A 24,391-nucleotide genomic window follows, 5' to 3' on the forward strand; every position below is an offset into this window, starting at 1 on the left:
GCGCGACGAAGTGTTTGCGCCATTCACCGCCCAGGGCCGTGTCTCACCCGTCAGAGGGGGACACGGCCCTGATGCGTCGCACGCCAAGGCGTGATCAGCCGCAGCTGCCGCTGATCCACTTGTGGGAGCGGACCTTGTAGGTGCCGGCGAGGCTGCCGCCGTGCTGCTGCCGGGTGCAGCCGATCCGGTCGTCGTAGTTGGCGCCCCGGTAGTAGGCGACCCCGGTGGACGAGCTGGTGCCGGCGTTCCACACCGACTTCACGTTCGTCGTCGCGGCCCAGGAGCAACGGACCGAGCCGCCCTGCCAGTCGGGGTCGGCGGCGTCCCACGAGCATTTCTGGCCGGTGAAGTTGGCGCCCGTCCAGAAACAGATGTCGCCGCTCTCACAGTCGACGGCGGCGGTGGCCGCCGCCGCGCTGAGGGCGAGGACCGCGAAGAGCGGCTTGAGGCGGCGCGGCCTGCGTACGGCAAGGTTCATGGGCCTGATCTCCTGGAGTTCGTCGCGCCCCCGCCGGGCAAGGAAATCGGTCCCGATGGGATGCCGGGACGGTGGGACGCCGTTCGCCTGGCACGTCCCGAGATCGTTGGAACGGCCATGGGACGGCGTGCGTGGCACAGTGGCCCGGCTACTGGAGCGTCTGACCAACGTGCCATGGGGGGAAACCATGCCCGCACACCCGGAATCCGAACAACTCGCCGCGATATTGCGCGCGTTGAAGAACAGATCAGGACTGAGTTACGAAGCACTCGCGAAGAAGACGGACATCGCCGGCTCCACCCTGCACCGCTACTGCAAGGGCTCGTCGGTACCGCAGGACTACGGAAGCGTCCACCGCATCGGCACGGTCTGCGGCGCGTCCCCGGACGAACTCCGGTCACTGCACCGGCTGTGGGCGCTCGCGGACACGGCCCGGCTCAAGGAGAGCGGGGCGGAGAGACCGGATGCGCAGGACGCTGTAGCGGACCCGGCTGTCGAGGAACCGGCTGTCGAGGAACCGGCGACGCCGGACCCCGCCCCGGTGCGCCGCTCCCGCTACTCCGTGGTGGCCGCCGCGGTGGCAGCGGTCCTGACGCTCGGAATCTCCGCCTGGGTCCTGTCGACTCAGGAGGCCTCGTCCGCCAACGCCTATGACGACCGCGTGCTGTTCTCGGCCGGCTGCCGTTCGGTGGTCGCCATGGGCGAGCACGACACCTGCGTCCACGAGGTGCAGCAGCTGCTGCACGACAAGGGCGCGGACATCGGCGTCGACTCGGACTTCGGGCCGCAGACCCTGCGCAGGGTCACCGCGTTCCAGGTGTTCGCCGGCCTCCCGCCCAACGGGATCGTGGACGACGCGACGAAGAAGGCGCTGTACTCGTCGTCGAAGGTGCGCATGAACGTCTGGTCGCCGGAGAAGGTTCGGGAGCGCATCCGCGCCGTGTTCAAGGAAGCGCCCGACAAGGCCGTCGCCATCGCGGACTGCCAGTCCTTCCTGGACCCGCTGCACATCCTCCCCAACACCAACGGCACGCGTAACTGGGGCGTGTTCCAGATCTCCGACGCCCGGCTGCGCGAACTGGGCGGCACACCACGGCTGGCGCTGGATCCGGCCTGGAACATCGAGGCGGCCGAGCGCCTGTGGAGGAAGGACCACGACTTCCACGACTGGCCGAACTGCGAACGAGCGGCCAACGCCACGTCGTCGCCCACACGACAACCCTGAGCAGTCGTGTGCGAAGGGGTTCCGGTCCCCATGGGGGGCTGGAACCCCTTCGACATGTCCTTACGCCGGGCAGGCGCCACTGGGCGACGGGGTCAGCCGGCGGACGATGATGCCGTCGATCCCGAACAGGGTGTCGCCGGGTGGGACGGCCCCGTTGACGGGACCGGTCACGCAGTACCAGACCGACGTGCTGTTGGTGATCGCCGCCGCCTTCATCGGGGGGAGGAAAGAGGCGGTCGCCCCTTCCGCCACGCTCACCCTGGTCAGCCCGTCGGTGGACACCAGACACACCAACCCCGACGAACACGGGACCGCCGCCGCGCCCTGCCCGGCCGCGGATGCCGACGCGGTGCCGAGCCCGAGGGCGAGCGCGGTACCGACGGCGGCGACAAGGAAACCAGATCCACGAGCTCTACTGCGCATCTCCGGACCTCCAGAGGCCGGTTGGAACAGACACGTTGTCTGTCGTCACACCGTCCCAGCGGAATCCCTGCGTCTGTACCCAGGTATGCGCCATTCCGCTCCCGGAGGTCCCCGCGTCGGCCACCACGGCTGCGGCCCACCGGAAACCGAGGTTCCGGTGGGCCGCAGCCGTACACGTGGTTCAGCCGACCGAGCAGGACTCGGTGGAAACCGATCAGGACTCAGTGGAAGAAGTGCCGCGTCCCCGTGAAGTACATCGTGACGCCCGCCTTCTGCGCCGCCTCCACGACCAGGTCGTCCCGCATCGAACCGCCGGGCTGCACCACGGCCTTGACACCGGCCGCCGTCAGGATCTCCAGCCCGTCGGGGAACGGGAAGAACGCGTCCGAGGCCGCGTACGCACCGCGCGCCCGCTCCTCCCCCGCCCGCTCGACCGCCAGCTTCGCCGAGTCGACGCGGTTGACCTGGCCCATGCCGACGCCGACCGAGGCGCCGTCCTTGGCGAGGAGGATGGCGTTGGACTTGACGGCCCGGCACGCCTTCCAGGCGAAGGCGAGTTCCGCGAGCTCGGACGCGGACAGCGCCTCCCCCGTCGCCAGGGTCCAGTTGGCCGGGTCGTCGCCGTCGGCCTGGAGCCGGTCCGTCACCTGGAGGAGCGCGCCGCCGTCGATGGGCTTGACCTCGGCCGGGTGAGAGGGCGCGGCCGGGGCCTTCAGGACGCGGATGTTCTTCTTCTTGGCGAGGGCTTCGAGGGCGCCGTCCTCATAGTCGGGCGCGACGATGACCTCGGTGAAGATCTCGGCGACCTGCTCCGCCAGCTCCTTGCTCACCGGACGGTTGACGGCGATGACCCCGCCGAAGGCCGACAGCGGGTCGCAGGCGTGTGCCTTGCGGTGCGCCTCGGCGACATCCGCGCCGATCCCGATCCCGCAGGGGTTGGCATGCTTGATGATCGCGACGCAGGGCTCGGCGTGGTCGTACGCGGCACGGCGGGCGGCGTCCGTGTCCGTGTAGTTGTTGTACGACATCTCCTTGCCGTGCAGCTGCTCGGCCTCGGCGAGACCGGTGCCCGTGCCGTCGACGTAGAGCGCGGCGGGCTGGTGCGGGTTCTCGCCGTAGCGGAGGGTGCTCTTGCGCTCCAGGGCGGCGGCGATGAACTCGGGGAACTGTGAGTCGTCCGCGGGCGCGTAGGCGCTCGCGAACCAGCTCGCGACCGCGATGTCGTACTCGGCGGTGTGCCGGAAGGCCTCGGCGGCCAGCCGCTTGCGGGCGGTGAGGTCGAAGCCGCCGTCCTTGACCGCGGCCAGGACGTCGGCGTATCGCGCCGGACTGGTGACCACGGCCACCGACGGGTGGTTCTTGGCGGCGGCGCGGACCATCGACGGGCCGCCGATGTCGATCTGCTCCACACACTCGTCGGGCGAGGCACCGGAGGCGACCGTCGCGCGGAACGGGTAGAGGTTGACGACGACCAGGTCGAAGGGCTCGACGCCAAGCTCGGCGAGCTGGTTGCGGTGGTCCTCCAGGCGCAGGTCGGCGAGGATGCCCGCGTGCACCTTGGGGTGCAGGGTCTTGACCCGGCCGTCCAGGCACTCGGGGAAGCCGGTGAGCTCCTCGACCTTGGTGACGGGGACGCCGGCGGCGGCGATACGGCCCGCCGTCGATCCCGTGGAGACGAGTTCCACGCCCGCCTCGTGCAGGCCACGGGCCAGCTCTTCCAGGCCGGTCTTGTCGTAGACGCTGATGAGCGCCCGTCGGATGACCCGCTTGTTGCTCTCGGCCGTGACAGTGATGTCGGCGGTCACTGGATAACTACCTTTCGTCCCTCAATGCGATAGCCGTTGCGGGCGAGCCGCCCCACGACATCGACGAGCAGCCTTCGCTCGACTTCCTTGATGCGCTCGTGCAGAGCGCTCTCGTCGTCCTCGTCCCGGATCTCGACCACGCCCTGAGCGATGATCGGTCCGGTGTCGACGCCGTCGTCGACGAAGTGGACGGTGCAGCCGGTGACCCTGGCGCCGTACGCGAGCGCGTCGCGAACGCCGTGGGCCCCCGGGAAACTGGGCAGCAGGGCGGGATGCGTGTTGACGAACCGCCCGCCGAACAGGGCCAGGAACTCCTTGCCCACGATCTTCATGAACCCGGCGGAGACGACCAGGTCGGGTTCGTAGGCGGCCACCGCACCGGCGAGCGCCGCGTCCCACTCCGCCCGGGTGCCGAAGTCCTTGACCCGGCACACGAACGTCGGCAGACCGGCCCGCTCCGCGCGCGCGAGCCCTTCGATGCCGTCCCGGTCGGCTCCGACTGCGACGATCTCGGCCCCATAGGCCTCGGTGCCGGTGGCCGCGATGGTGTCGAGGAGCGCCTGAAGATTCGTACCGGAGCCGGAGACCAGCACGACAAGGCGCTTGGCGGCCTGGGACTCGGCCACAGCGGGGCCCTTTCTCGGGGGAACAGTCTGTGCGGGCGGCTCGTGTATTCATACGAATGCTTCGCGCCCGGGGATACGGGGAAGTCTACGAAGCGGCCGACCGGCAGCAACGATACCGGCACTCCGGACAGCCCCCACGGGACGGGGGCGTGGCCGGAAGGTAGCGTCTGGGAGGAGCCGGTCCGGGAACGCGGTCGTCATACGGTGCGTTCACTGGGTGGCGGCCCACGCCGGAACAGCCGTACTCAACGCCGTAACCAAAGCTGTATGTAAGCAAAGCTGTGACCAGAGTTGTAGCCAACAGTTGTAACCAACAAGGGGAAGACGCTCACTTGATGTCGGACCGCAGCCTGCGACTCCTCAAGCTCACCCCGCAGTCGGTGCTGCTGCGGGAGCGCCCCGCGTCGCCGCCCGACGCACCCTCGGGCAAGAAGAACGGCGACTCCGGCGCGAACGGCGACGGGCAGGGGAGCGCGGCCCAGGACGACAACCCGTTCGCCCCGCCGCCCGAGGGCACGCCGGACAAGCCCTGGCAGCCCCGGCGCCCGGCGGGCGACGACGCCTCCGGCGACGGCGGGCGCTCCCCGTGGGGCAGCCAGTGGAGCGACCGGCAGCCCGGCCGTTCCCCCGGCGGGTTCGGCGACCGCTCCGGCCGGTCCGGCGGCCAGGGCGGCCCCGAGGGCCCGGCCGACGGACCGGGCACCAACCCGCGCTGGGACCCGACGGACCCGGCCCAGCGCCGCGCACGGTACGCACTGCTGTGCGGTATGTGGGCCGTCTTCTTCGCCCTCTTCGGCTGGCCGTACGTGGCACTGCTGCTCGGCGCGCTCGCCCTGAACTGGGGCATCGGCGCCCTGCGCGCCAAGCCCCGCACCCCGGACCCGGACGCTCCGGCGCCCGCGCAGGGCGCGGGCGGCGGAGGCCGGCAGCAGCGGACGGCCGCGATCAGCGGTCTGGTCACGGCGTCCCTGGCGCTCACCATGGTCGCCGGGTTGTTCACCGTCCAGTTCGTCTACCGCGACTACTACACGTGCGCGAACGACGCCCTCACGAACACCGCGAAGAAGGACTGCGCCGACCTGCTCCCCAAGCAACTCCGGGGCGTGTTCGGCACGAACAGCTGACCGGCTACGGCTGCTGAGTCTCTTCCGGCTCCGGCGTCGTCGACGACGCCTCCTTGAGCGCTGCCCAGCGGGCCTCGCGGGACGCGGTGTCGTACCAGGGCGAGAGTGAGGGCGACGGCAGGTCGGCGGGGAGGAAGTCGTAGGCGGCCTCCGACTCGTACGGGTCGCTCGCCTCGTACGCATCCTCGGCTGCGTCTTTACCGTGCCGCTTCTTCGCCTCGGCGGGCACCGCCGAGGTCGTCGGCGTCACCGTGCTGCTGCCGGTGCCGGTGCCGGTGTCCTTCGGGCGCTTACGCACCCGCCACGCGCGCAGCCCCAGCGCCGTCGGTACGGCGACGGACGCCGTCCACGCCAGCGTCGCCGCGCCCGCCTGCCACCACACCGGCCCGATGTGGGCGAGGGCGTTGCTGCCGAGCGGTCCGCCCGCCAGGGCGGCCAGCGCCGCCAGTGCGCCCGCGCACAGGGCGGCTGCAAGGCACGCGTTCGCGGCGGTACGCCCACCCGACCAAAGCGTCTTCCCCTCGCTGCCGGGGCATGCCGCCCGCGCCGTGAACCAGGCCGTCGTCAGCCCGGCAGCCACCGGTACGGCGGCGACCGCCCAGGTCAGCGGGGTGCCCGGGCCGGCGTCCGGTACCGCCGACAGCAGCGGGAACGGCGGCAGCAGCGGCGCCGGGGCGGAGGTCAGCGGGCCGGCGACGCGGTCCGCACCGAGCGCGAAACCCGGGCCGAGGGCGTAGGTCGCGCCCCACAGCGCCGCGTTGGGGATCAGGGCCAGACAGAGCAGCAGTACGGCGATCCGGCCCGACCACGCCTCCGTCAGCTGGAGGAAGGAGGCCCGGGCGGCCCCGCCGTGCCCCACCAGCGACACCGCGACGAGCAGCGCCCCGCCCCCGACGAGCACGGCGACACCGGCCCCGGCGGCCCGTCCGGCGGCCAGGCCCCGGCCACGGGCACCCGGGTCCAGGACGCGCCGGCGTACCCACCTGGGCAGCAGATACAGCACCCGGGGCGACAGTGGCCCACGCGGGCGGCCGTACGCCGTCCACACCCCGGCGCCTGCCGCGGCCATGGTGAGCAGCGGTACGCATACGGCCGTCCACGTCCAGTCGGGACGCAGTCCGCCCCCGGCCGCGTACAGCGCGGCGCCCCCGCCGACGGCCAGATACCCGGTGACGACGCCGAGCCAGGCGGTGTGGGCGGGCAGAGGGGGCGCGTCCTGGGCCGCTCCCTCTTCCTCCGGGCCCTCCGTCGCGTCGCGGGCGGCGCGGTGCAGCAGCCAGACCGGGAGCGCGAGCAGCAGAAGGGGGGTGACGCCGACGGGGGCGGGGGCGCCGGACAGGCTGTCCGTGCGGACGAGTTCGGCTCCGTGGGCCAGCAGCCAGAGCGCGGCGGCGATGTGCAGCGCGCCGTCGGGGCCGCTGTCCGGGTACGGGGAGCTGATCCACAGCACCATGACGAGCACGGCGAACGAACCCAGCCCGAGCCCGGCCGCGACCGCGCCGCCGAGCAGGCCTGCGCCCAGTCCGGGGGATCGGTCGCGCAATCGGTCACGGACCCGGGTACGCAGGGGCAGGGAGGGAAGCCGGCGGTCGGTCATCTGGGTCACGAGCGCCATGTTCCCAACGACACGCGCTTTCCCGGCGTAATAGGCGAACTTACGACGTGTCACTCAATATACGTTTTATGTACGATTCCACGCGAAGGTGCCCCCGGTGACTCAGAGCCCCACCACCCCGCTGCCCCCGCCCACCGACCGCCGACGCCTGCGCGAGTCCCAGTCGCTGACGCGGGCTCAGGTCGCCGAACGGGTGGGCGTCAGCCGCGAGACGGTCCGCGCGTGGGAGACCGGCCGTACGACACCGCGCGGACGCAGGGCACAGACGTACGCGAGCCTGCTGGCGGCGGCACCGGCGCACCCGGCCCCTGTCGCCGCCACGGAGGACATGGCCGCCCTGACGCCCGCTCAGGCCTTCGACGCGCTCTACGCGTTCTGCGCACCCGCGCTCGTACGGCAGACCTATCTCCTCACCGGGCGGCGGGAGTTGGCGCGCGAGTCGGTCGAGCGGGCGTTCCAACTGGCCTGGCACCGCTGGCCCGAGGTGGCCATGGACCCGGACCCGGCGGGGTGGGTACGGGCCACAGCGTACGAGTGCGCGCTCTCCCCCTGGCACCGCTTCCGCGCCCGCCACCGCCACCCGGAGGCCCCGCCTGCCGACCCCGCCGACCGCGCGCTGCTGTCCGTACTCCTGAAACTCCCTCCGACGTATCGCCGCACCCTGCTTCTCCACGACGGTGTGGGCATCGGCCTGCCCGAAACGGCGGCGGAGACGGAGGCGAGCACCCTGGCGACGGCGAACCGTCTGCTGCACGCCCGCGAAGCTGTGGCCGCCCACCTGCCGGACCTCGCGGACCCGGCCCACCTCGCGCCCCGTCTGGCGGGCCTGGCCACCCATGCCCGCCTGCGCGCCGCCCGACCGTCGTCCGTCCGCGCGTGCAGCGAACGCCGCGCCCGCAACTGGACCCAGGCGGCGATCACCTTCACCGTCGCCCTGATCGGCGCCACCACCTTCACCCTCCACACGGCCCCGACCCACTACGAGCCACCGGTGGCCCCGGGGAGAACAGTGCAGGGAGTACCACCGCAGGCGGCACCGGGACCGTTGTCACACGCCGAACTGGCCCTCCGGAAAAGACTGCAGAACGCGACAGCAGCCGGCCCGGAGAGGGTGCAACCGGAACCGAGGTGAGCGCCCGCCTCGCCTGGCTGTGGGCAGTCCTTCCACTGGGGCAGGACTGGGGGAGGGTGGGCACAGTCGGCAACGCCGGGTACCCGGTGATCCCACGGCCCCCGCCCAACGCCAGCGGGCCCGCCCCAACGAAGGGAACGGGCCCACATAGGTTCAGCTCACTACTGCCGAGAAACGTCAGCCGGCGAGGATCTCACGCGCCAGCTTCGCCGTCTCGGTAGGCGTCTTGCCGACCTTGACACCGGCGGCCTCAAGGGCCTCCTTCTTCGCGGCGGCCGTACCGGAGGAGCCGGAGACGATGGCACCGGCGTGGCCCATGGTCTTGCCCTCGGGCGCGGTGAACCCGGCGACGTAACCGACGACCGGCTTCGTCACGTTCTTCGCGATGAAGTCGGCGGCACGCTCCTCCGCGTCACCACCGATCTCACCGATCATCACGATCAGGTCGGTGTCGGGGTCCGCCTCGAACGCGGCCAGCGCGTCGATGTGCGTCGTACCGATGACCGGGTCGCCACCGATGCCGACGGCGGACGAGAAGCCGATGTCCCGCAGCTCGTACATCATCTGGTACGTCAGCGTGCCGGACTTCGAGACCAGACCGATACGGCCCGGCTTCGTGATGTCGCCCGGGATGATGCCGGCGTTCGACTGACCCGGGGTGATGAGACCGGGGCAGTTCGGGCCGATGATCCGGGTCTTGTTGCCCTTCGACTTCGCGTACGCCCAGAAGGCGGCGGAGTCGTGGACCGCGATGCCCTCGGTGATGACGACCGCGAGGGGGATCTCCGCGTCGATCGCCTCGACCACGGCGGCCTTGGCGAAGGCCGGCGGTACGAAGAGGACCGATACGTTGGCGCCCGTCTTCTCGATCGCCTCGGCGACCGTGCCGAAGACCGGGATCTCGGTGCCGTCGATGTCGACGGAGGTGCCCGCCTTGCGCGGGTTCACGCCACCGACGATGTTGGAGCCGTCCGCCAGCATGAGCTTGGTGTGCTTCATGCCCGTGGCACCGGTCATGCCCTGGACGATGATCTTGCTGTCTTTGTCGAGGAAGATAGCCATGGCTGTGTCTGTCCCTCTTCCTTACTTCGCAGCCGCGAGCTCGGCGGCCTTGTCGGCCGCGCCGTCCATGGTGTCCACGCGCTGGACCAGCGGGTGGTTGGCGTCGGAGAGGATCTTGCGACCCAGCTCGGCGTTGTTGCCGTCAAGGCGGACGACGAGGGGCTTGGAGACTTCCTCGCCCTTGTCCGCGAGCAGCTGCAGCGCCTGCACGATGCCGTTGGCGACTTCGTCGCACGCGGTGATGCCGCCGAAGACGTTGACGAACACGGACTTGACGTCCGGGTCGCCGAGGATGATCTCCAGGCCGTTCGCCATGACGGCGGCGGAGGCGCCACCGCCGATGTCGAGGAAGTTGGCGGGCTTGACCCCACCGTGCGCCTCACCGGCGTAGGCGACGACGTCGAGGGTGCTCATGACGAGACCCGCGCCGTTGCCGATGATGCCGACCTCACCGTCGAGCTTGACGTAGTTGAGGTTCTTGGCCTTGGCCGCGGCCTCCAGCGGGTTGGCCGCGTCCTTGTCCTCGAGCGCGGCGTGGTCCGGCTGGCGGAACTCCGCGTTCTCGTCCAGGGAGACCTTGCCGTCGAGGGCGATGACCTTGCCGGAAGCGACCTTGGCGAGGGGGTTGACCTCGACGAGGAGGGCGTCCTCCTTGATGAAGGTGTCCCACAGGGTCACGAGGATCTCGGCGACCTGCTCGGCGACCTCGGCCGGGAACTTCGCCTGCGCGACGATCTCGCGGGCCTTCTCGATGCTCACGCCCTCGTTGGCGTCGACCGGGACCTTCGCGAGGGCCTCGGGGTTCTCCTCCGCGACGACCTCGATCTCCACGCCGCCCTGGACGGACGCCATGGCGAGGAAGGTGCGGTTGGTGCGGTCGAGGAGGTACGAGACGTAGTACTCCTCGACGATCTCGGGCGCGGTCTCGGCGATCATCACCTTGTGGACCGTGTGGCCCTTGATGTCCATGCCGAGGATGTCCGTCGCGCGGGCGACGGCCTCGTCCGGGGTGGCGGCGAGCTTCACGCCGCCGGCCTTTCCACGCCCACCGACCTTCACCTGCGCCTTGATGACGGACTTGCCGCCCAGACGCTCGGTCGCCGCGCGCGCCGCCTCAGGCGTGTCGATGACTTCACCGGCCAGCACCGGTACACCGTGCTTGGCGAAGAGGTCCCTCGCCTGGTACTCGAACAGGTCCACGCGCGTCCGTCCCTATCAGTGGTCTCGCCGCTCTACGGTCTGCTGTCTCCGTGGGCGTGCCGCGATGGGCAACGTGACGTCCGCTGTGTCACAAGGGTGGCGCACACGATGTCCGAGCGCGCGGCATGTCCGTCTCGCAGGTTATCGCCGCACCCCGCAGGTCCCTAAATCAGGAATCACACCTGAGCGGTGATACCTGTCACAGGGTGCCACTCACGGCCGCCGATCGGCCCGCGTGAGGACCTTCCAAGGTGCGTTTGCGGTGGATAGGAGTGCAAAGGTGAGGCCTCACCGGGCTGGGGTAGGCCCGGTGAGGCCACTGGAAGGTCCGCCAACGGCTTTGACGGTCCTCCGGCAAGCGGTCCCCACCCCTATGGGAGCCACTCACCGCCGCCCGCCGGGCACGCCCCGACCTGACCGATGGCATTCGGCCGTACGAGGGCTTTCCCGGCGGAGTCCGGATGATCCGCACGTCAGGCGTACGGAAGTCAGGCGAGCAGAAGTCAGGTCAGGTGCGGAGATCAGGTCGGGTGCGGAGATCAGGTCGGGCCAGGTGCGCAGGGTCAGGTCAGGTGCTGCGCAGGAGGTCGGGCACCTGGCTGGCACTGCGTGCAGTCGTCGCGCCCTCCCGTCACGCGCGGCACGAATTCGCGCACGGCGACCGAACGGAGGGGACGCGCTGCCTGAGCGGAGCCCCTAGGCGGGGGAGACCGGCACGTCCCGGTACCTGTCCCGGACCTCGACACCGACGGCGACCGGGGCAACCCCCGGCACGAGGCTCACCGGCGCCCGCCGGTCCGGCACGACGGCACGCCCATCGCCGAGCCCACCGTGCCGAAGACCCCCACCGTCGACGACCACCCGATCGCCGGGCGCCCCGGTGGGCGCCCTGTCCGGCCTGTCACCGGGCGTCTGACGCGCAGACGCCTGCGAGACGCGTACGCCGGCCGGATCGCCGGACGCCACCACAGCACGAACCTCCACAGCACCGCCGACCTGGCCGAGGAACCGGGGGCCGTAGGCAACTCCGCCCTCATACGTCCTGACAGCGGGCGTCGGCGGAATCTTCTTCTCCGACCGCGAGGAAACCGCAGGGGAGGTGGGGGAAGCGGGAGCAGAGGGCGGAGCAGGAGCAGAGGGCGGAGCGGGAGCAGAGGGGACGGTGGGCGCAGAGGGCACACCCGGAGGCGCGGGACGTACCGGAAGCTCGGGAATCGCCGGAACCTCAGGGAGTCCCGGAAGCACAGGTAATGAAGGCAGTTCCGGAAGCGCAGGCACGGGCACAGGCGCAGGCAGAGCCGGGAGCGTCGGTAAGGCAGGCAGCGTCGGCGCTTGCGCCGATACCGTCGCCAACTCCTCGGTCACGGCCTCCACCTGCCGCTGGACCGGGACCGGCATCTGGACCGGGATCTGGACCGGGACCGCCGGCACGCCCTCCGCCGCATGCGCCCGCTCCCCACAGAGGAACCCGAACGCGAACAGCCCGCCCACCAGCACCGCCACTTGCAGCGCACGCCGCCCCGCCGCCGTACGCGTCACACGCAGTACGGCAACGGCAACGGCGGCTGGCCAGTTCAAGAGGAGGGACCCTCCGGGGCGGCGGTACGAAGACGAGCGTCATGAGCTGGCACGTCATGAGCTGACGGAGGACAGGATGAGGCGGCGCCGATCCTCGCACGGCCCTCCCGAGGTCGCGCAAGCCCCCCGTCACCGATGCGCACTCATGTCCTATTTGCCGATCGACCTACTTACCGATCGAAGCCACCCGCACGTCACTCGGTGTCAGGTATCGGCAGCGGGCGCTTCTCGATCGCCGCGGCCATGATGTCCGGGAAAAGATCGGGCGTGCAGGCGAACGCCGGTGCGCCCAGCGCGGCGAGTGCAGCCGCGTGCTCCCTGTCGTACGCGGGCGCCCCCTCGTCCGACAAGGCGAGCAGTGTCACGAACTGCACCCCGGACGCCTTCATCGCGGCGACCCGCTTCAGCATCTCGTCGCGTATGCCTCCCTCATAGAGGTCGCTGATCAGCACGACGACCGTCTCGGCGGGCCGGGTGATCTGCGACTGGCAGTACGCGAGCGCCCTGTTGATGTCCGTACCACCGCCGAGCTGCGTACCGAACAGCACATCCACCGGATCGTCGAGCTGATCGGTGAGGTCGACCACCGCCGTGTCGAAGACGACGAGTCGTGTGTCGATCGACCGCATGGACGCCAGTACCGCACCGAACACCGACGCGTACACCACCGACGCCGCCATCGACCCGGACTGGTCGATGCAGAGGACGACCTCCTTCTTCACCGACTGGGAGGCGCGCCCGTATCCGATGAGCCGCTCCGGCACGATCGTGCGGTACTCGGGGAGGTAGTGCTTGAGGTTGGCCGCGATCGTGCGGTTCCAGTCGATGTCGTGATGGCGCGGCCTGCTGATACGGGCACTGCGGTCCAGCGCACCGGTGAGCGTGGCCCGGGTCCGCGTGGCGAGTCGCTTCTCGAGGTCCTCAACGACCTTGCGTACGACGGCTCTTGCCGTCTCCTTCGTCGTCTCCGGCATCGCCTTGTTGAGGGAGAGGAGCGTGCCGACGAGGTGGACGTCCGCCTCGACCGCCTCCAGCATCTCGGGCTCCAGCAGGAGAGCGGAGAGCCCGAGCCGGTCGATGGCGTCCCGCTGCATGACCTGGACGACGGACGACGGGAAGTAGGTCCGGATGTCGCCGAGCCACCGCGCGACCGACGGCGCGGACGCCCCGAGCCCCGCCGAACGGTCCCGTCCTGCCCGGTCCTTGCCTCCGTCCCCTCTTCCGTAGAGCGCGGCGAGCGCCCCGTCCATCGCGGCGTCCTGACCGGAGAGCGCGCACCCGGTCCCTTCCGCCGCGTCGCCGCCGAGCACGAGCCGCCAGCGCCGCAACCGCTCCTGTGCCGGATCCGCCGTCTCAGTCGTCGTCATGTGCCCGCCCCCACAAGGTTGTTGTCATCGACGCCCCCGTCGCCCGCGTCCGTCGGCCCCAGCAGCAGCCGCACCACCGCCAGCACGGCATCCGCTCGCCGGGTGTCGAGGTCGGGTGCGAAGCCCGGCACAGAGGCCACGCCTGCCACCGCACTCCCCCGCTGCCCAGGACCGCGCCGGACCAGTTCCCCCAGCGTTCTGCGCACCCCGGGCTCATACGCCGAGAAGGTGCGCCTCAGCAGTGGCAGCACATCCGTGAACGCTTCCGTCGGCACGCCGGTCAGCCAGGCGTCGACCAGCCCGAGCAGCCGTGTGTCGTGCACGAGCAGCATCCCGCCCCCGGAGCCGCCCCCGACGAACCCCTCGATCCACGCGGCCGCGTCCCCGGGCGGCGTCCCCGGCGAGAGCACGAGACCCATGAGCACCGCCGCCTCGTCCTGCGCCAACTCCCCGTCGTCCAGCAGCAGTCGCACGGCCCGCCCGCGCACCACTCCGGCCACACTGTCCCGCGCGGACAACACCCGAAGCACGGAGTGCCAGCGGCGCCGCAGCTCGCTGTGGTGTCCGGGCCCGACGACATCCGCCGCGATGTCCGCGCGAGCATCCGAGGAGCCACCCGCGGACGCCCCCACAGACCCGACCGAGCGCCGGCGGCCCTGCAGCTCACTGCGATCTCCTGACACCGGGACATCTGCCACAACGCCCACGCGGGCACCCGGGGAGCCACCCGCGGACGCCTCCTCGGACCCAACGGATTCCTCGGACTCAGGGACGCTCGCGAGGGTCTCGGCAGCGGCGCCCGCAGAGGCGTCGCCGGGAGACGCCCCCGCAACCGCGGTGCCGGCCGGAGAGAGGGCCTGTGCCGGAGCGGTGTCCGGAGCCCGGCCCGCGGCCTCGCCGAGCAGCCCCACCGCCCCGTGCACCGCGTCCACATGGCGCCGCATCTCCTGCGCCGCGTCCGGGTCGAGCGCTGCGCAGGCCGGGGGCAGGCCGACGAAGACGCGTTCGGCGAGGCCCGCCGCGACCTCGGCCAGCGCCCCGGTGTCCGTGCCGCGTACGTCGCCGTAGCGCAGGGAACGGACCAGCGCCGGCAGGGCCTGGGCCAGGTGACCCACGTCGGCGTCCAGGGCCGCGCGGTCGGCGAGGACACGCATCACGACGGGGAGCGCCTCGGACAGTTCGGCGAGCAGACAGCGCTCGGCGAGTGCGGTCACGTCGCCCAGCGAGCCCGCGCCGACGGCGTCGGCCTCCGCCCTGGCGGTCGCCGCCGAGAGCACCGTCGTCCCCCACACGCCGGCCTCGGCGACCCGTACCGCCAGCTCCGGCTCCCACCGCAGCCGCCACGTCTCACGGAAAGTGCCGGTACTGCCACGCGACGCCGCGGGCTCGCCCCAGCCGATGCCGAGCAGCCGCAGCCGGTGGAGCAGCCGACTGCGCTCGGCGTCGGTCTCCTTGCGCAGGTCGAGCTCCAACTCCCGTTCCATTGCCTCCGGTTTGAGCCGCAGTCGGCGCTGGAGGCGTGTCAGGTCGCGCTGCAACGGCACAGCGGGCGCCGACTCCGGCACCTCCCCGAGCACGTCCCCGACGACGAGCCGGTCCTGCACCAGGGCCAGCGGCACGTCCGAGCCCTCGCACATCACCGCCCGCACGGCGTCGGTCGTCTCGGTCAGCCCCGGCAGCGGGCGGCCTCGCATCGCGGCGAGCGTCTGCGCCAGCCGCACCGCCTCGATGACGTGCGCCGAGGAGACCATCCTGTCCTCGTCGCGCAACAGCCCGGCCACCTTGGTCATCCACCGCTCGACCGGCCGGTCCCGCGCTCCGAACAGATGCCCGTACCAGCCGGGCGAGTCGATGCCCGCTCCGTACCCGCTGGCCCGCGCGAGCCTTCGATGCGTCCACGGGACCCAGGTCACGTCCACCTTGACCTTTGGCAGCCCCTTCAACAACGCCCGGTCGGCTCCGACACCGACCCTCTGCCGCAGTGCGGGCACATGCCAGGCGCCGCACACCACGGCCACCGCCGTATCCCCGAACTCCCGCTGTGCCGCACGCACTTGGAGTCGCATGTACGCCTCCCGCACCGGATCCCGGTCATGACCTCCGGTCCCGTACACCTCCCGCAGCGCACCCATGGCCTCTTCGAGCACCTCGAAGGGGGCGAACGCATCCCCCTCCCCCGACCCCCGGTGCTCGACGACGTCCTCCCACCAGCGTTCCGGATCGTCGTAACCGCCGGTCTGTGCGAGCACGGCGAGCGGATCGACCCGAACATCGATATCCGCGTCCGTGTCCGCGTCGGACGGACGACCGTCGGCTCCGTCCCCTTCTCCCTCCCGCTCCCTCTCCGCCTCACCCTCGTTCTCCCACGCCAGCGTGTGCGTGGCGGGGAGGTCGATGAAGCGGGCCGGGACCCCGTGTTCCAGGGCCCAGCGGATCGCCACCCACTCCGGGGAGAACTCGGCCAGTGGCCAGAACGCCGAGCGGCCGGGCTCGTCCACGGCGTGGGCCAGCAGGGCGACCGGGGGCCGCATGTCCTCCTCGGCGGCCAGCGGGATCAGGGCGTCGGCCTCGGGCGGCCCCTCGATCAGTACGACCGCCGGCCGCGCCGCCGCCAGCGCGGCCCGCACCGCCCGCGCCGACCCGGGCCCGTGATGCCGCACACCGAGCAGCAACGGCCCGGCGCCAGTCTCGACGTCGGTCACGCCGCCCCCTTCCTGCGCCACGTCGAGTCGTCGTCACCGACCGCTGCACTCACGCCACCGGCCCGCACGGACACCGAACCGCCTCCCATCGACATCCCGTACACACGCCCCTGTCCCTCCGCGCCCGCACCCCCGTCACGGTTCACGCGCTCACCTCCCGGCACGCCCGGTAGAAGTCCTTCCAGCCGTCGCGCTCTCGGACCACCGCCTCCAGGTACTCCTGCCAGACGACCCGGTCGGCCGCCGGATCGCGCACGACGGCGCCGAGGATGCCCGCGGCGACGTCGGACGCCCGCAGGACGCCGTCGCCGAAGTGGGCCGCCAGGGCCAGGCCGCTGGTGACGACCGAGATCGCCTCGGCGGTGGACAGCGTGCCGCTGGGCGACTTCAGCTTCGTCCGGCCGTCCGACGTGATGCCGTCGCGCAGTTCACGGAAGACGGTCACGACGCGACGGATCTCGTCGACACCGTCCGGCACGGCCGGCAGGTCGAGCGAACGGCCGATCTGGTCGACCCGGCGCGAGACGATGTCGACCTCGGCGTCGGCGCTCTCCGGCAGCGGCAGCACGACCGTGTTGAAGCGGCGGCGCAGGGCGCTGGACAGCTCGTTGACCCCGCGGTCACGGTCGTTGGCCGTCGCGATCAGGTTGAACCCGCGTACCGCCTGCACTTCCTGCCCCAACTCCGGTATCGGCAGCGTCTTTTCCGACAGGATCGTGATCAGCGTGTCCTGTACGTCGGCCGGGATACGGGTCAGCTCCTCGACGCGGGCCGTCATCCCCTCAGCCATCGCCCGCATGACGGGGCTGGGTACGAGTGCCTCGCGGCTCGGGCCGTGCGCGAGCAGCCGCGCGTAGTTCCAGCCGTACCGGATCGCCTCCTCCGGCGTGCCGGCCGTGCCCTGGACCAGCAGCGTCGAGTCGCCGCTGACCGCCGCCGCCAGGTGCTCGGACACCCAGGTCTTCGCCGTACCGGGCACGCCGAGCAGCAGCAGGGCACGGTCGGTCGCGAGGGTCGTGACGGCGACCTCGACGATACGGCGCGGGCCCACGTACTTCGGGGTGATCACCGTGCCGTCGGGCAGCGTGCCGCCCTGCAGGTACATCGCGACGGCCCACGGCGACAGTTTCCAGCGGGCCGGGCGCGGGCGGTCGTCCTGCGCGGCCAGCGCCGCGAGTTCGGCGGCGAAGGCGTCCTCGGCGTGCGGGCGCAGTTCCTCCGTGCCGTTCGCGTGCGCGGACTGCTCGTGACGCGGGTCGACGGATGTCGGTTCAGCGGAAACAGGCATGGCTCGGTCCCCCTCCAGCTCGGCCGGTCTTGGCCCGTTCGGATCTGGTGACCACACTGCACCACGCCACTGACAACGCATTCTGACCTGCGAAAATGCTGTTCCGAAGGCCGAGCGGAGCTCGCGGCGAGGGCCGATTGTCAGTGCCGGGATCTACCTTCGATGTCATGACTCAGCAGGGGGTGCGCTGGACGGCGGATCAGGTGCTGGCACTGGCGCCTGACGTCTCGTCACGCAAAGCGGGAAGCAAACTCGGCGCGGCCGGGCCGTGGTCGGAGGCCGGCAGTTCTGACGAGGGGACGGTGTGGGGACTGTGCAAGGGCAGTGGCAGCAAGCCGTATCAGACAGTCGTCGACATCGCGGATGCCACCGGCCCCGCGTACAAGTGCAGTTGTCCGAGCCGCAAGTTCCCGTGCAAGCACGCGCTCGGACTGCTGCTGCTCTGGGCGGGCGAGGACGGCGCGGTGCCACGAGCGGAGGCGCCGGGCTGGGCAGAGGAGTGGCTGGCGGGGCGGCGCAGACGCACGGAGGAGAAACGGGCGGGGGGCTCGGCCGGTTCCCCGGCCGGGGGCGGTGATCCGGAGGCGGCGCGGCGCAGGGCGGAGCGCCGGGCCGAGCGGATAACGGCGGGGGCGACGGAGCTGGAGCAGCGCCTCGCCGACCTGCTGCGCGGCGGCCTGGCCACGGCGGAGCAGGCGGGGTACGGGCTGTGGGAGGAGACGGCGGCCCGCATGGTCGACGCCCAGGCCCCCGGACTGGCCGCGCGGGTAAGGGAGTTGGGGTCGATTCCGGCGTCCGGTCCGGGCTGGCCGGTGCGGCTGCTGGAGGAGTGCGCGCTGCTCCACCTCCTCGACCGGGGCTGGCTGCGCCGGGACGAGCTGCCGGACGGTCTGGCGGCGACGGTACGGTCGCGGATCGGTCTGCCCGGCTCGGCGGACGGCCCACGTGTGCGCGACCACTGGCTGGTCCTCGCCCAGTACGAGACGGCGGACGCCCGCCTCACAACCCGCCGGATCTGGCTGCACGGCGCGGAGTCGGGCCGCACCGCCCTGCTCCTCTCGTACGGGGCGGCCGGCCGCGCCCCCGAACTGGCGCTGCCTGTCGGTCTGGCGTTCGAGGCGGAGGTGTCCGCATATCCCGGTGCGGGGCAGTTGCGGGCGGCCCTGGGTGAGCGGTTCACTCCGCCCGCACCGACGGACGTACGGCCACCTGGGACGACGACCACGCGCGCGACGGAGCTCTACGGGGACGCGCTCCGGGACGACCCCTGGCTGGACTCCTACCCTGTGACACTGGACCGCGTCATACCGGTCCCCGACGGCGACTCCTGGCAACTGGCCGACACCGACGCCGACTTGGCGCTGCCCCTCGCCCCCTCCGCCATCGCTCACCCCGGCCTGTGGCGCCTCCTCGCTCTCTCGGGCGGCGCCCCCGTCACGGTCTTCGGCGAGTGCGGTCACCGGGGTTTCACTCCCCTGACGGCCTGGCCGGAGGGTGCTGCGGGACAGGCGGTCCCGCTGTGCTGAGGGCGCGCGGCATTCCACGACCCCACGACTCACGACTGGACGACCGACGACTCCCGAGGAAAGGGAATCTCATGAACGGCAGCGGGGACTCCGCCCCCGAGGGCTCGCCTTCAGCGGGTACACCCACAGCGGGTGCCTGGGAGGAGCTGGTCACGGCGGCGCTGCTCGGCACCGAGCGGCGTACGCCCCCAGGCTGCCCGCCGGGCAGGCAGGCTCCGGTCGCGCTGCTCGACGCGGCGGCAGTGGAGACCGTACGGCGGCGGGCGGGGCTGCGGCCGGCCCGGACCGCGACGCGACCGGAGCCCGCTGCGGCGGACCCGCGCCCGCCGCTGCCCCCCGCTGCGGCCCGGAGGCTGTCCCTGCTGCTGGCCGACCGGCCCGGCACCCCCGGCGGCAGCGGTCGCCGGGGCACGGCGCCGGACCTGATGGAGCTGCTGCCCCAGTGGCTCGCGGCGGCCAACGCGCACGGTTTCGCGGCCCCTCCACAGACGCTGCCCGCGCTCCTCGACGCGGCCAGGGGGCGTACGGATCTGCGTCCGGCGGCGTTGGCGTTCGCCGGCCCGCGCGCGCTGTGGCTCGCCCGGCTGAACACGGACTGGCGATTCGCCCTGCGCTCGACCCCGGGCGGGGGTGCGACCCTGCCCGGAGTCGAGGAGACCGAGCGGATCCAGCGGCTGTGGCAGGAGGGTCTGTTCGCCGAGCGCGTCTCCCTCCTCGCGGCGATACGCGCGCGGGAGCCCGGCGCCGCCCGGGAGTTGCTGGAGACCACCTGGCCGACGGAGCGGGCCGAGGACCGGCTGATGTTCCTCGACTCTCTCCGCACCGGCCTGCGCGCCGAGGACGAGCCGTTCCTGGAGCGGGCGTTGGCCGACCGCAGCCGCAACGTCCGGGCGACAGCGGCGGAGTTGCTGTCCGCGCTGCCGGATTCGGCACTCGCCGCACGGATGGCGGTCCGCGCGGGAGCGTGCGTGGCGCTCGACCGTACGAACAGCGGGGACGGCATGGGTAGGGACAAGGGCGATACGAGGGGTGGGCCCGCGCTCGTCGTCGAGGCACCGCACGAATGCGACGCCGGCATGGAGCGTGACGGCGTCGTGGCGAAGGCCCCGGCGGGGCGCGGCGAACGGTCCTGGTGGCTCGGTCAGTTGGTGGAGGCCACCCCCCTCGGATCGTGGTCGGGGCGGCTGGGCGGGCGTACGCCGGAGGAGATCGTGGCGCTGCCGGTGGCCGACGACTGGCAGGGCGAGCTGCACGCCGCGTGGTGCCGGGCGGCGGTGCGGCAGCGGGATGCCCACTGGTCCCGGGCGCTTCTCGGCGCGCCCTCGACACCAGAGGCCGGCGGGCCCGGGGCGGTGTCCCTGGCGGAGCGGGCGAAGCTCCTCGCCACGCTGGGCTCCGCCGAACGGGCGGAGTGGGTGGCCGGGTTCATCGCGACGCACGGACTGTCCGAGGCCTTCCAGCTGCTCGGGGTGTGCGCGGTGCCGTGGGCTCCGCCGCTCGGGCGGGCAGTGGTGGACGCGCTCAATATCGCGCGGGACGCGGGGAGCTACCCATGGAGCTTCAGCGGAGTGATGGGCCTGGCCGAACGCTGCCTGGACCCCTCCGAGGCCGGCCGCCTCGACGGCCTGCTGGCAGTCCCCGACGAAGGGGAGGACGCGTCACCGGGCGCGGGAACCTACTGGGCGGAGGCATTCCAACGCCTGGTGGGCACGTTGCGCCTGCGCGCGGAGATGGCGGAGGAACTGAGGGCTACGCCCCCGCCGACTCCCGGACATTCCCCCGAACCCACTCCACAATCGAAGCCGTGGTCGCCCCAGGCGTAAAAATCTCCGCGACCCCCTTCTCCTTCAAGGGCCCGATGTCCGCCTCGGGAATGATCCCCCCGCCGAACACCTTGATATCGGCCGCGTCACGCTCCCGCAGGAGGTCGATCACGGCCGCGAAGAGCGTGTTGTGGGCGCCGGAGAGGACGGAGAGCCCGATGGCGTCGGCGTCCTCCTGGATCGCCGTGTCGACGATCTGCTCGGGAGTCTGGTGAAGGCCGGTGTAAATGACCTCCATACCCGCATCCCGCAGCGCCCGCGCGATCACCTTGGCTCCGCGATCATGGCCGTCGAGCCCCGGCTTCGCCACCACCACGCGGATCGGACCAGCGGCTACACCCATCGCTGCCTCCATGAAGTGAACGAACGCTAAGTCAAGCATCCCGCAACCGGCAGTTTCGCGACGGTCGGCGAGGGGGAAATCACACAGTGGGACACGTTCGCCGCGCACCGGCGGGACCGGCGCAAGGGGAGCCGCATCGAGGTCGTCGCACCACCGCGTCGCAAGCCGCGCGCCGGGGCGGTGCGGTGCATCGGAGATGGCACGAAGGGCAGGAAGGGCACGACAGCGGGGAGCTTCGTCGCCGTACGGCAGGAAGCTTCGCCACCCCTTGGCGTCGCACAAACCACACGCCCCACTCGTACACCACCGCCGACGCCATCACCGGCCGCCCTCGTCGCGACCCCCCATGAGGGCACACGGGGGACAGAGGAGTCCTCCCGCGTGCCGACAGGAGGTCGGCCATGAAGGTCATCCGGGCAGTACAGCCCCTGCTTCCGCTCTGCGAGCGCGTCCTGCCGAGCAGACTGACGGGGCTCTCCATCGCTCTCCTCAAGGCGACCGCCCTGGAGATCGCGATCCTGGCCGGACATCTGCTCCTCTATCCGTCGGGCATCGTCCAGGAACGCCGGACCACGACCCCGGAACCCTCCCCGCTCGCAGAAGCCACCACCCACCTGCCGACGGAGCCCAAGCCCCCGGTCGTCCTCCTCCACGGCTTCATCGACAACCGATCCGTCTTCGTCCTGCTGCGCCGTTCCCTTGTCCAGCACGGCCGACAGCAGATCGAGTCGCTCAACTACTCCCCTCTGACCTGCGACATCCGCACCGCTGCCGAACTGCTCGGTCGGCACATAGAGGAGATATGCAGGCGCACGGGCCACCCGCAGGTGGACATCGTCGGGCACAGCCTGGGCGGCCTGATCGCGCGCTACTACGTGCAGCGACTCGGCGGTGACATCCGCGTCCGTACGCTCGTCACCCTCGGCACCCCGCACTCAGGCACCCGGGCCGTCCCGCTGGCCGACGCGCACCCGATCGTCCGCCAGATGCGCCCCGGCTCGGAGGTCATCGAGGAACTGCGCCTGCCCGCGCCCGACTGCCGTACGCGCTTCGTCAGTTTCTGGAGCGACCTGGACCATGTGATGGACCCGCCGGAGACGGCCTGCGTCGACCACCCGGACCTGTTGGCGCAGAACGTGCAGGTCACCGGCATCGGCCACCTCGCCCTGCCCGTGCACCCCGCCGTCGCCACCGGAATACGGCAGGCCCTGGACCAGAGCGGCCACTCCCTCCCCGCCGGAGCGCGGTCGGACCAGGCCCGAGTCGGCGGACTGACCGTGGCGTAGACCCCGCCCCAAACGCCACCCACAGGCGGCTCACGACCGCCGAACAGCTGCCGCGATTCGAACAATCTTCGAACGCCAGGCCAAACCCGTGCCCGCAGTCCCCCGAAACACGGCCGAATGCCCGTTTCCCTCAGGCACGAAACCTGCGGAAGATTGTCGCGCCCGCATACCGCCGGGTACAGTCGCCGCACTGCTCTGCCAGCCCCTGTTGTCGAGGCGAAAGAGAAGTTGGTGAACGAACGTCACCCGTCGGGGACCATTACCACCCCGACTCCGGCTTCCGATGCCGCGACGGCTCATTACACGTCGTACGGCACCCAGGAAGTCCCTTTCGGTGACTTCACCACGTACGACCCCACCTTCGCCAACGGTTTCGACGCGAACATGGGCACGGGTACCACTGCCGGAAATTTCGAAACCGACCCGCTCTTCGGCAACATGCCGGGCGACGACGCCACCGGTTCGTACGACAACTCCCAGTGGTCCACCGGCAGTCACCACACCCTGAACTACGACCCGTACGCGGCCCAGCATCACGCCGCCTACGACACCGGGGCGTACGACACCACCACCTGGGCGCCCGGCTACCAACAACTCGCCGACATCCCCGCGCAGACGCCGCCTCCCGGCGGCGACACCAGCGGCCACTGGGACGCGAGCACCTGGCTCCAGCCCGAGCAGGCCGGCCCTGCCGACCAGACCCAGCACTGGGAATGGGGCACGCAGGCCTTCGACACGGGTGTGTACGACGCCACCCAGTGGAACTCGGACAGCGGCCCGGACAGCACGCCTGCTTCGTCCGCCGAGTACGACCACGACCCAGAGCACGAGTACGACGAGCAGGCCACCGCGATGTTCGAGCAGATCGCGGACCTGGCGGACGTACCGGAGTACGACCGACACGCCCTCGACCACGACGAGTCGGACCTCGTCGCCGACGGCGATCTGCCCGCCGAGGCTCCGCTGCTCGACGGCCAGGAAGAGGTCGCCTCGGGCGCGATGCCCGGAGGCGGGCGCGCGGCGTCCCGTACGGCGGCGCGCAACGCGGGCCGGTCCCGGCGTCGTACCCCGGCCAAACGTTCCGCTCTGCTGACCATCGCCGTTCCGTCCGCCTGTGTAATGGGTGTCGCGGGCTTCGCCGCCGCCTCCGTGGACGGGTTGAGCGGTGACGACGAGCAGAACACGACCGCGTCGGCGCCGGACGGCGTCGCCGTGAAGCCGTCCATCGCGAACAACAAGCTGGACTCCCAGCTGAAGAGCCTCTCCGCGGGCGCCGACGACTTCGCCGACCGGGCCAGCCGAACGCAGGAACGTATCGACCTCAAGGCCCAGCAGCTCGCCGAGAAGAAAGCGGCGGCGGCGGAAGCGGCCCGAAAGGAGCGGCTGCGCCCGAAGTACGCCCTCCCGGTCGAACAGCACGGCCTCAGCGCCTACTTCGGCCAGGCCGGCATCAACTGGATGTCCGTGCACACCGGAATAGACTTCCCGGTCTCGTACGGCACGACCGTGATGGCGGCGACCGACGGCACCGTCCGCACGCAGTGGAACAGCGCGTACGGCAACATGATGATCCTGACCGACAAGGACGGCACGGAGACGTGGTACTGCCACCTCTCCAGCTACCAGGTCTCGTCCGGTACGACGGTGAAGGCCGGCGATCCCATCGCGTACTCCGGGAACTCCGGCAACTCGACCGGCCCGCACCTGCACTTCGAGGTACGGCCCGCCGGCGGCTCGGCGATCGACCCGCTCCCCTGGCTGCGCAGCCACGGCCTCGACCCGACGTAA

21 protein-coding genes are annotated in these 24,391 nt (G+C 71.4%); 8 read left to right on the forward strand and 13 right to left on the reverse strand.

Going from position 1 to position 24,391, the window contains the following annotated elements; all coding sequences use genetic code 11:
• Positions 1 to 94: 94 nt before the first annotated feature.
• Complete coding sequence (locus OG734_RS16585) at positions 95 to 478, reverse strand: peptidase inhibitor family I36 protein (protein ID WP_330288275.1); 384 nt, start codon at positions 476 to 478, stop codon at positions 95 to 97.
• A gap of 187 nt (positions 479 to 665) precedes the next feature.
• On the opposite strand from OG734_RS16585, the gene OG734_RS16590 reads away from it, so the two are divergent.
• Positions 666 to 1,703 (forward strand): helix-turn-helix domain-containing protein, encoded by a 1,038-nt coding sequence (locus tag OG734_RS16590; protein ID WP_330288276.1) that lies wholly within the window; start codon positions 666 to 668, stop codon positions 1,701 to 1,703.
• Positions 1,704 to 1,763: 60 nt separating this feature from the next.
• Here OG734_RS16590 and OG734_RS16595 read toward each other — a convergent pair whose 3' ends face one another.
• The 3 genes from OG734_RS16595 to purN form a co-directional block, all read right to left on the reverse strand.
• Entirely contained in the window at positions 1,764 to 2,126 is a 363-nt protein-coding gene (locus tag OG734_RS16595) for a hypothetical protein (RefSeq protein ID WP_330288277.1), read from the reverse strand.
• 221 nt (positions 2,127 to 2,347) lie between these two features.
• Positions 2,348 to 3,919: a bifunctional phosphoribosylaminoimidazolecarboxamide formyltransferase/IMP cyclohydrolase gene (gene purH, locus OG734_RS16600; RefSeq protein WP_443065091.1), complete on the reverse strand. Its 1,572-nt coding sequence runs from the start codon at positions 3,917 to 3,919 to the stop codon at positions 2,348 to 2,350.
• 8 nt (positions 3,920 to 3,927) lie between these two features.
• Positions 3,928 to 4,557 (reverse strand): phosphoribosylglycinamide formyltransferase, encoded by a 630-nt coding sequence (gene purN / locus OG734_RS16605; RefSeq protein WP_330288279.1) that lies wholly within the window; start codon positions 4,555 to 4,557, stop codon positions 3,928 to 3,930.
• A 335-nt stretch (positions 4,558 to 4,892) separates the two neighbouring features.
• Between purN and OG734_RS16610 the strand changes: the two genes are divergently transcribed.
• The gene (locus OG734_RS16610; protein ID WP_330288280.1) at positions 4,893 to 5,681 is read left to right on the forward strand and encodes a hypothetical protein; all 789 of its coding nucleotides are present in this window, start codon (positions 4,893 to 4,895) and stop codon (positions 5,679 to 5,681) included.
• Positions 5,682 to 5,685: 4 nt separating this feature from the next.
• On the opposite strand, the gene OG734_RS16615 is transcribed toward OG734_RS16610, so the two are convergent.
• On the reverse strand, positions 5,686 to 7,296 hold the full coding sequence (locus OG734_RS16615; protein WP_330288281.1) for a cell division protein PerM: 1,611 nt from the start codon (positions 7,294 to 7,296) through the stop codon (positions 5,686 to 5,688).
• A gap of 97 nt (positions 7,297 to 7,393) precedes the next feature.
• On the opposite strand from OG734_RS16615, the gene OG734_RS16620 reads away from it, so the two are divergent.
• On the forward strand, positions 7,394 to 8,428 hold the full coding sequence (locus OG734_RS16620; protein ID WP_330288282.1) for a helix-turn-helix domain-containing protein: 1,035 nt from the start codon (positions 7,394 to 7,396) through the stop codon (positions 8,426 to 8,428).
• A gap of 177 nt (positions 8,429 to 8,605) precedes the next feature.
• On the opposite strand, the gene sucD is transcribed toward OG734_RS16620, so the two are convergent.
• The 3 genes from sucD to OG734_RS16635 all read right to left on the reverse strand — a co-directional run bounded on the left by sucD (position 8,606) and on the right by OG734_RS16635 (position 11,674).
• Positions 8,606 to 9,490: a succinate--CoA ligase subunit alpha gene (sucD, locus tag OG734_RS16625; protein WP_164323438.1), complete on the reverse strand. Its 885-nt coding sequence runs from the start codon at positions 9,488 to 9,490 to the stop codon at positions 8,606 to 8,608.
• A gap of 21 nt (positions 9,491 to 9,511) precedes the next feature.
• Positions 9,512 to 10,690 carry an ADP-forming succinate--CoA ligase subunit beta gene (sucC, locus tag OG734_RS16630; protein ID WP_164323440.1) on the reverse strand — a complete coding sequence of 393 codons (1,179 nt, stop codon included), beginning with the start codon at positions 10,688 to 10,690 and terminating at the stop codon, positions 9,512 to 9,514.
• Positions 10,691 to 11,386: 696 nt separating this feature from the next.
• On the reverse strand, positions 11,387 to 11,674 hold the full coding sequence (locus tag OG734_RS16635; RefSeq protein ID WP_330288283.1) for a hypothetical protein: 288 nt from the start codon (positions 11,672 to 11,674) through the stop codon (positions 11,387 to 11,389).
• 348 nt (positions 11,675 to 12,022) lie between these two features.
• On the opposite strand from OG734_RS16635, the gene OG734_RS16640 reads away from it, so the two are divergent.
• Positions 12,023 to 12,313, forward strand: coding sequence for a hypothetical protein (locus OG734_RS16640; protein ID WP_330288284.1), 291 nt, complete (start codon positions 12,023 to 12,025; stop codon positions 12,311 to 12,313).
• Positions 12,314 to 12,462: 149 nt separating this feature from the next.
• Here the strand turns inward: OG734_RS16640 and OG734_RS16645 are convergent, their stop codons facing one another.
• From OG734_RS16645 to OG734_RS16660, 4 genes are read right to left on the reverse strand one after another with little or no spacing between them, the layout of a single operon-like run.
• Entirely contained in the window at positions 12,463 to 13,635 is a 1,173-nt protein-coding gene (locus tag OG734_RS16645; protein ID WP_330288285.1) for a VWA domain-containing protein, read from the reverse strand.
• The gene (locus tag OG734_RS16650) at positions 13,632 to 16,337 is read right to left on the reverse strand and encodes a DUF5682 family protein (protein WP_330288286.1); all 2,706 of its coding nucleotides are present in this window, start codon (positions 16,335 to 16,337) and stop codon (positions 13,632 to 13,634) included. The genes OG734_RS16645 and OG734_RS16650 overlap by 4 nt, the downstream gene beginning before the upstream one ends.
• Positions 16,334 to 16,483, reverse strand: a complete 150-nt coding sequence (locus OG734_RS16655; protein ID WP_330288287.1) for a hypothetical protein — start codon at positions 16,481 to 16,483, stop codon at positions 16,334 to 16,336. The genes OG734_RS16650 and OG734_RS16655 overlap by 4 nt, the downstream gene beginning before the upstream one ends.
• Entirely contained in the window at positions 16,480 to 17,625 is a 1,146-nt protein-coding gene (locus OG734_RS16660) for an ATP-binding protein (RefSeq protein ID WP_330288288.1), read from the reverse strand. The genes OG734_RS16655 and OG734_RS16660 overlap by 4 nt, the downstream gene beginning before the upstream one ends.
• Positions 17,626 to 17,792: 167 nt before the next feature.
• On the opposite strand from OG734_RS16660, the gene OG734_RS16665 reads away from it, so the two are divergent.
• Positions 17,793 to 19,151: an SWIM zinc finger family protein gene (locus tag OG734_RS16665; protein ID WP_330288289.1), complete on the forward strand. Its 1,359-nt coding sequence runs from the start codon at positions 17,793 to 17,795 to the stop codon at positions 19,149 to 19,151.
• A gap of 71 nt (positions 19,152 to 19,222) precedes the next feature.
• A complete protein-coding gene (locus tag OG734_RS16670; RefSeq protein ID WP_330288290.1) occupies positions 19,223 to 20,974 on the forward strand; it encodes a DUF5691 domain-containing protein in 1,752 nt (583 codons plus the stop codon).
• Here the strand turns inward: OG734_RS16670 and OG734_RS16675 are convergent.
• Positions 20,901 to 21,317 carry a cobalamin B12-binding domain-containing protein gene (locus OG734_RS16675; RefSeq protein ID WP_330293685.1) on the reverse strand — a complete coding sequence of 139 codons (417 nt, stop codon included), beginning with the start codon at positions 21,315 to 21,317 and terminating at the stop codon, positions 20,901 to 20,903. The genes OG734_RS16670 and OG734_RS16675 overlap by 74 nt on opposite strands.
• Before the next feature lie 401 nt (positions 21,318 to 21,718).
• Here OG734_RS16675 and OG734_RS16680 point away from each other — a divergent pair, with 401 nt between their 5' ends.
• Together OG734_RS16680 and OG734_RS16685 are read left to right on the forward strand one after the other, a co-directional pair.
• Positions 21,719 to 22,603, forward strand: a complete 885-nt coding sequence (locus tag OG734_RS16680; protein ID WP_330288291.1) for an esterase/lipase family protein — start codon at positions 21,719 to 21,721, stop codon at positions 22,601 to 22,603.
• Between the two features lie 231 nt (positions 22,604 to 22,834).
• Positions 22,835 to 24,391: a M23 family metallopeptidase gene (locus OG734_RS16685; protein WP_330288292.1), complete on the forward strand. Its 1,557-nt coding sequence runs from the start codon at positions 22,835 to 22,837 to the stop codon at positions 24,389 to 24,391.

Source organism: Streptomyces sp. NBC_00576 (assembly GCF_036345175.1).
GTDB lineage: Bacteria > Actinomycetota > Actinomycetes > Streptomycetales > Streptomycetaceae > Streptomyces.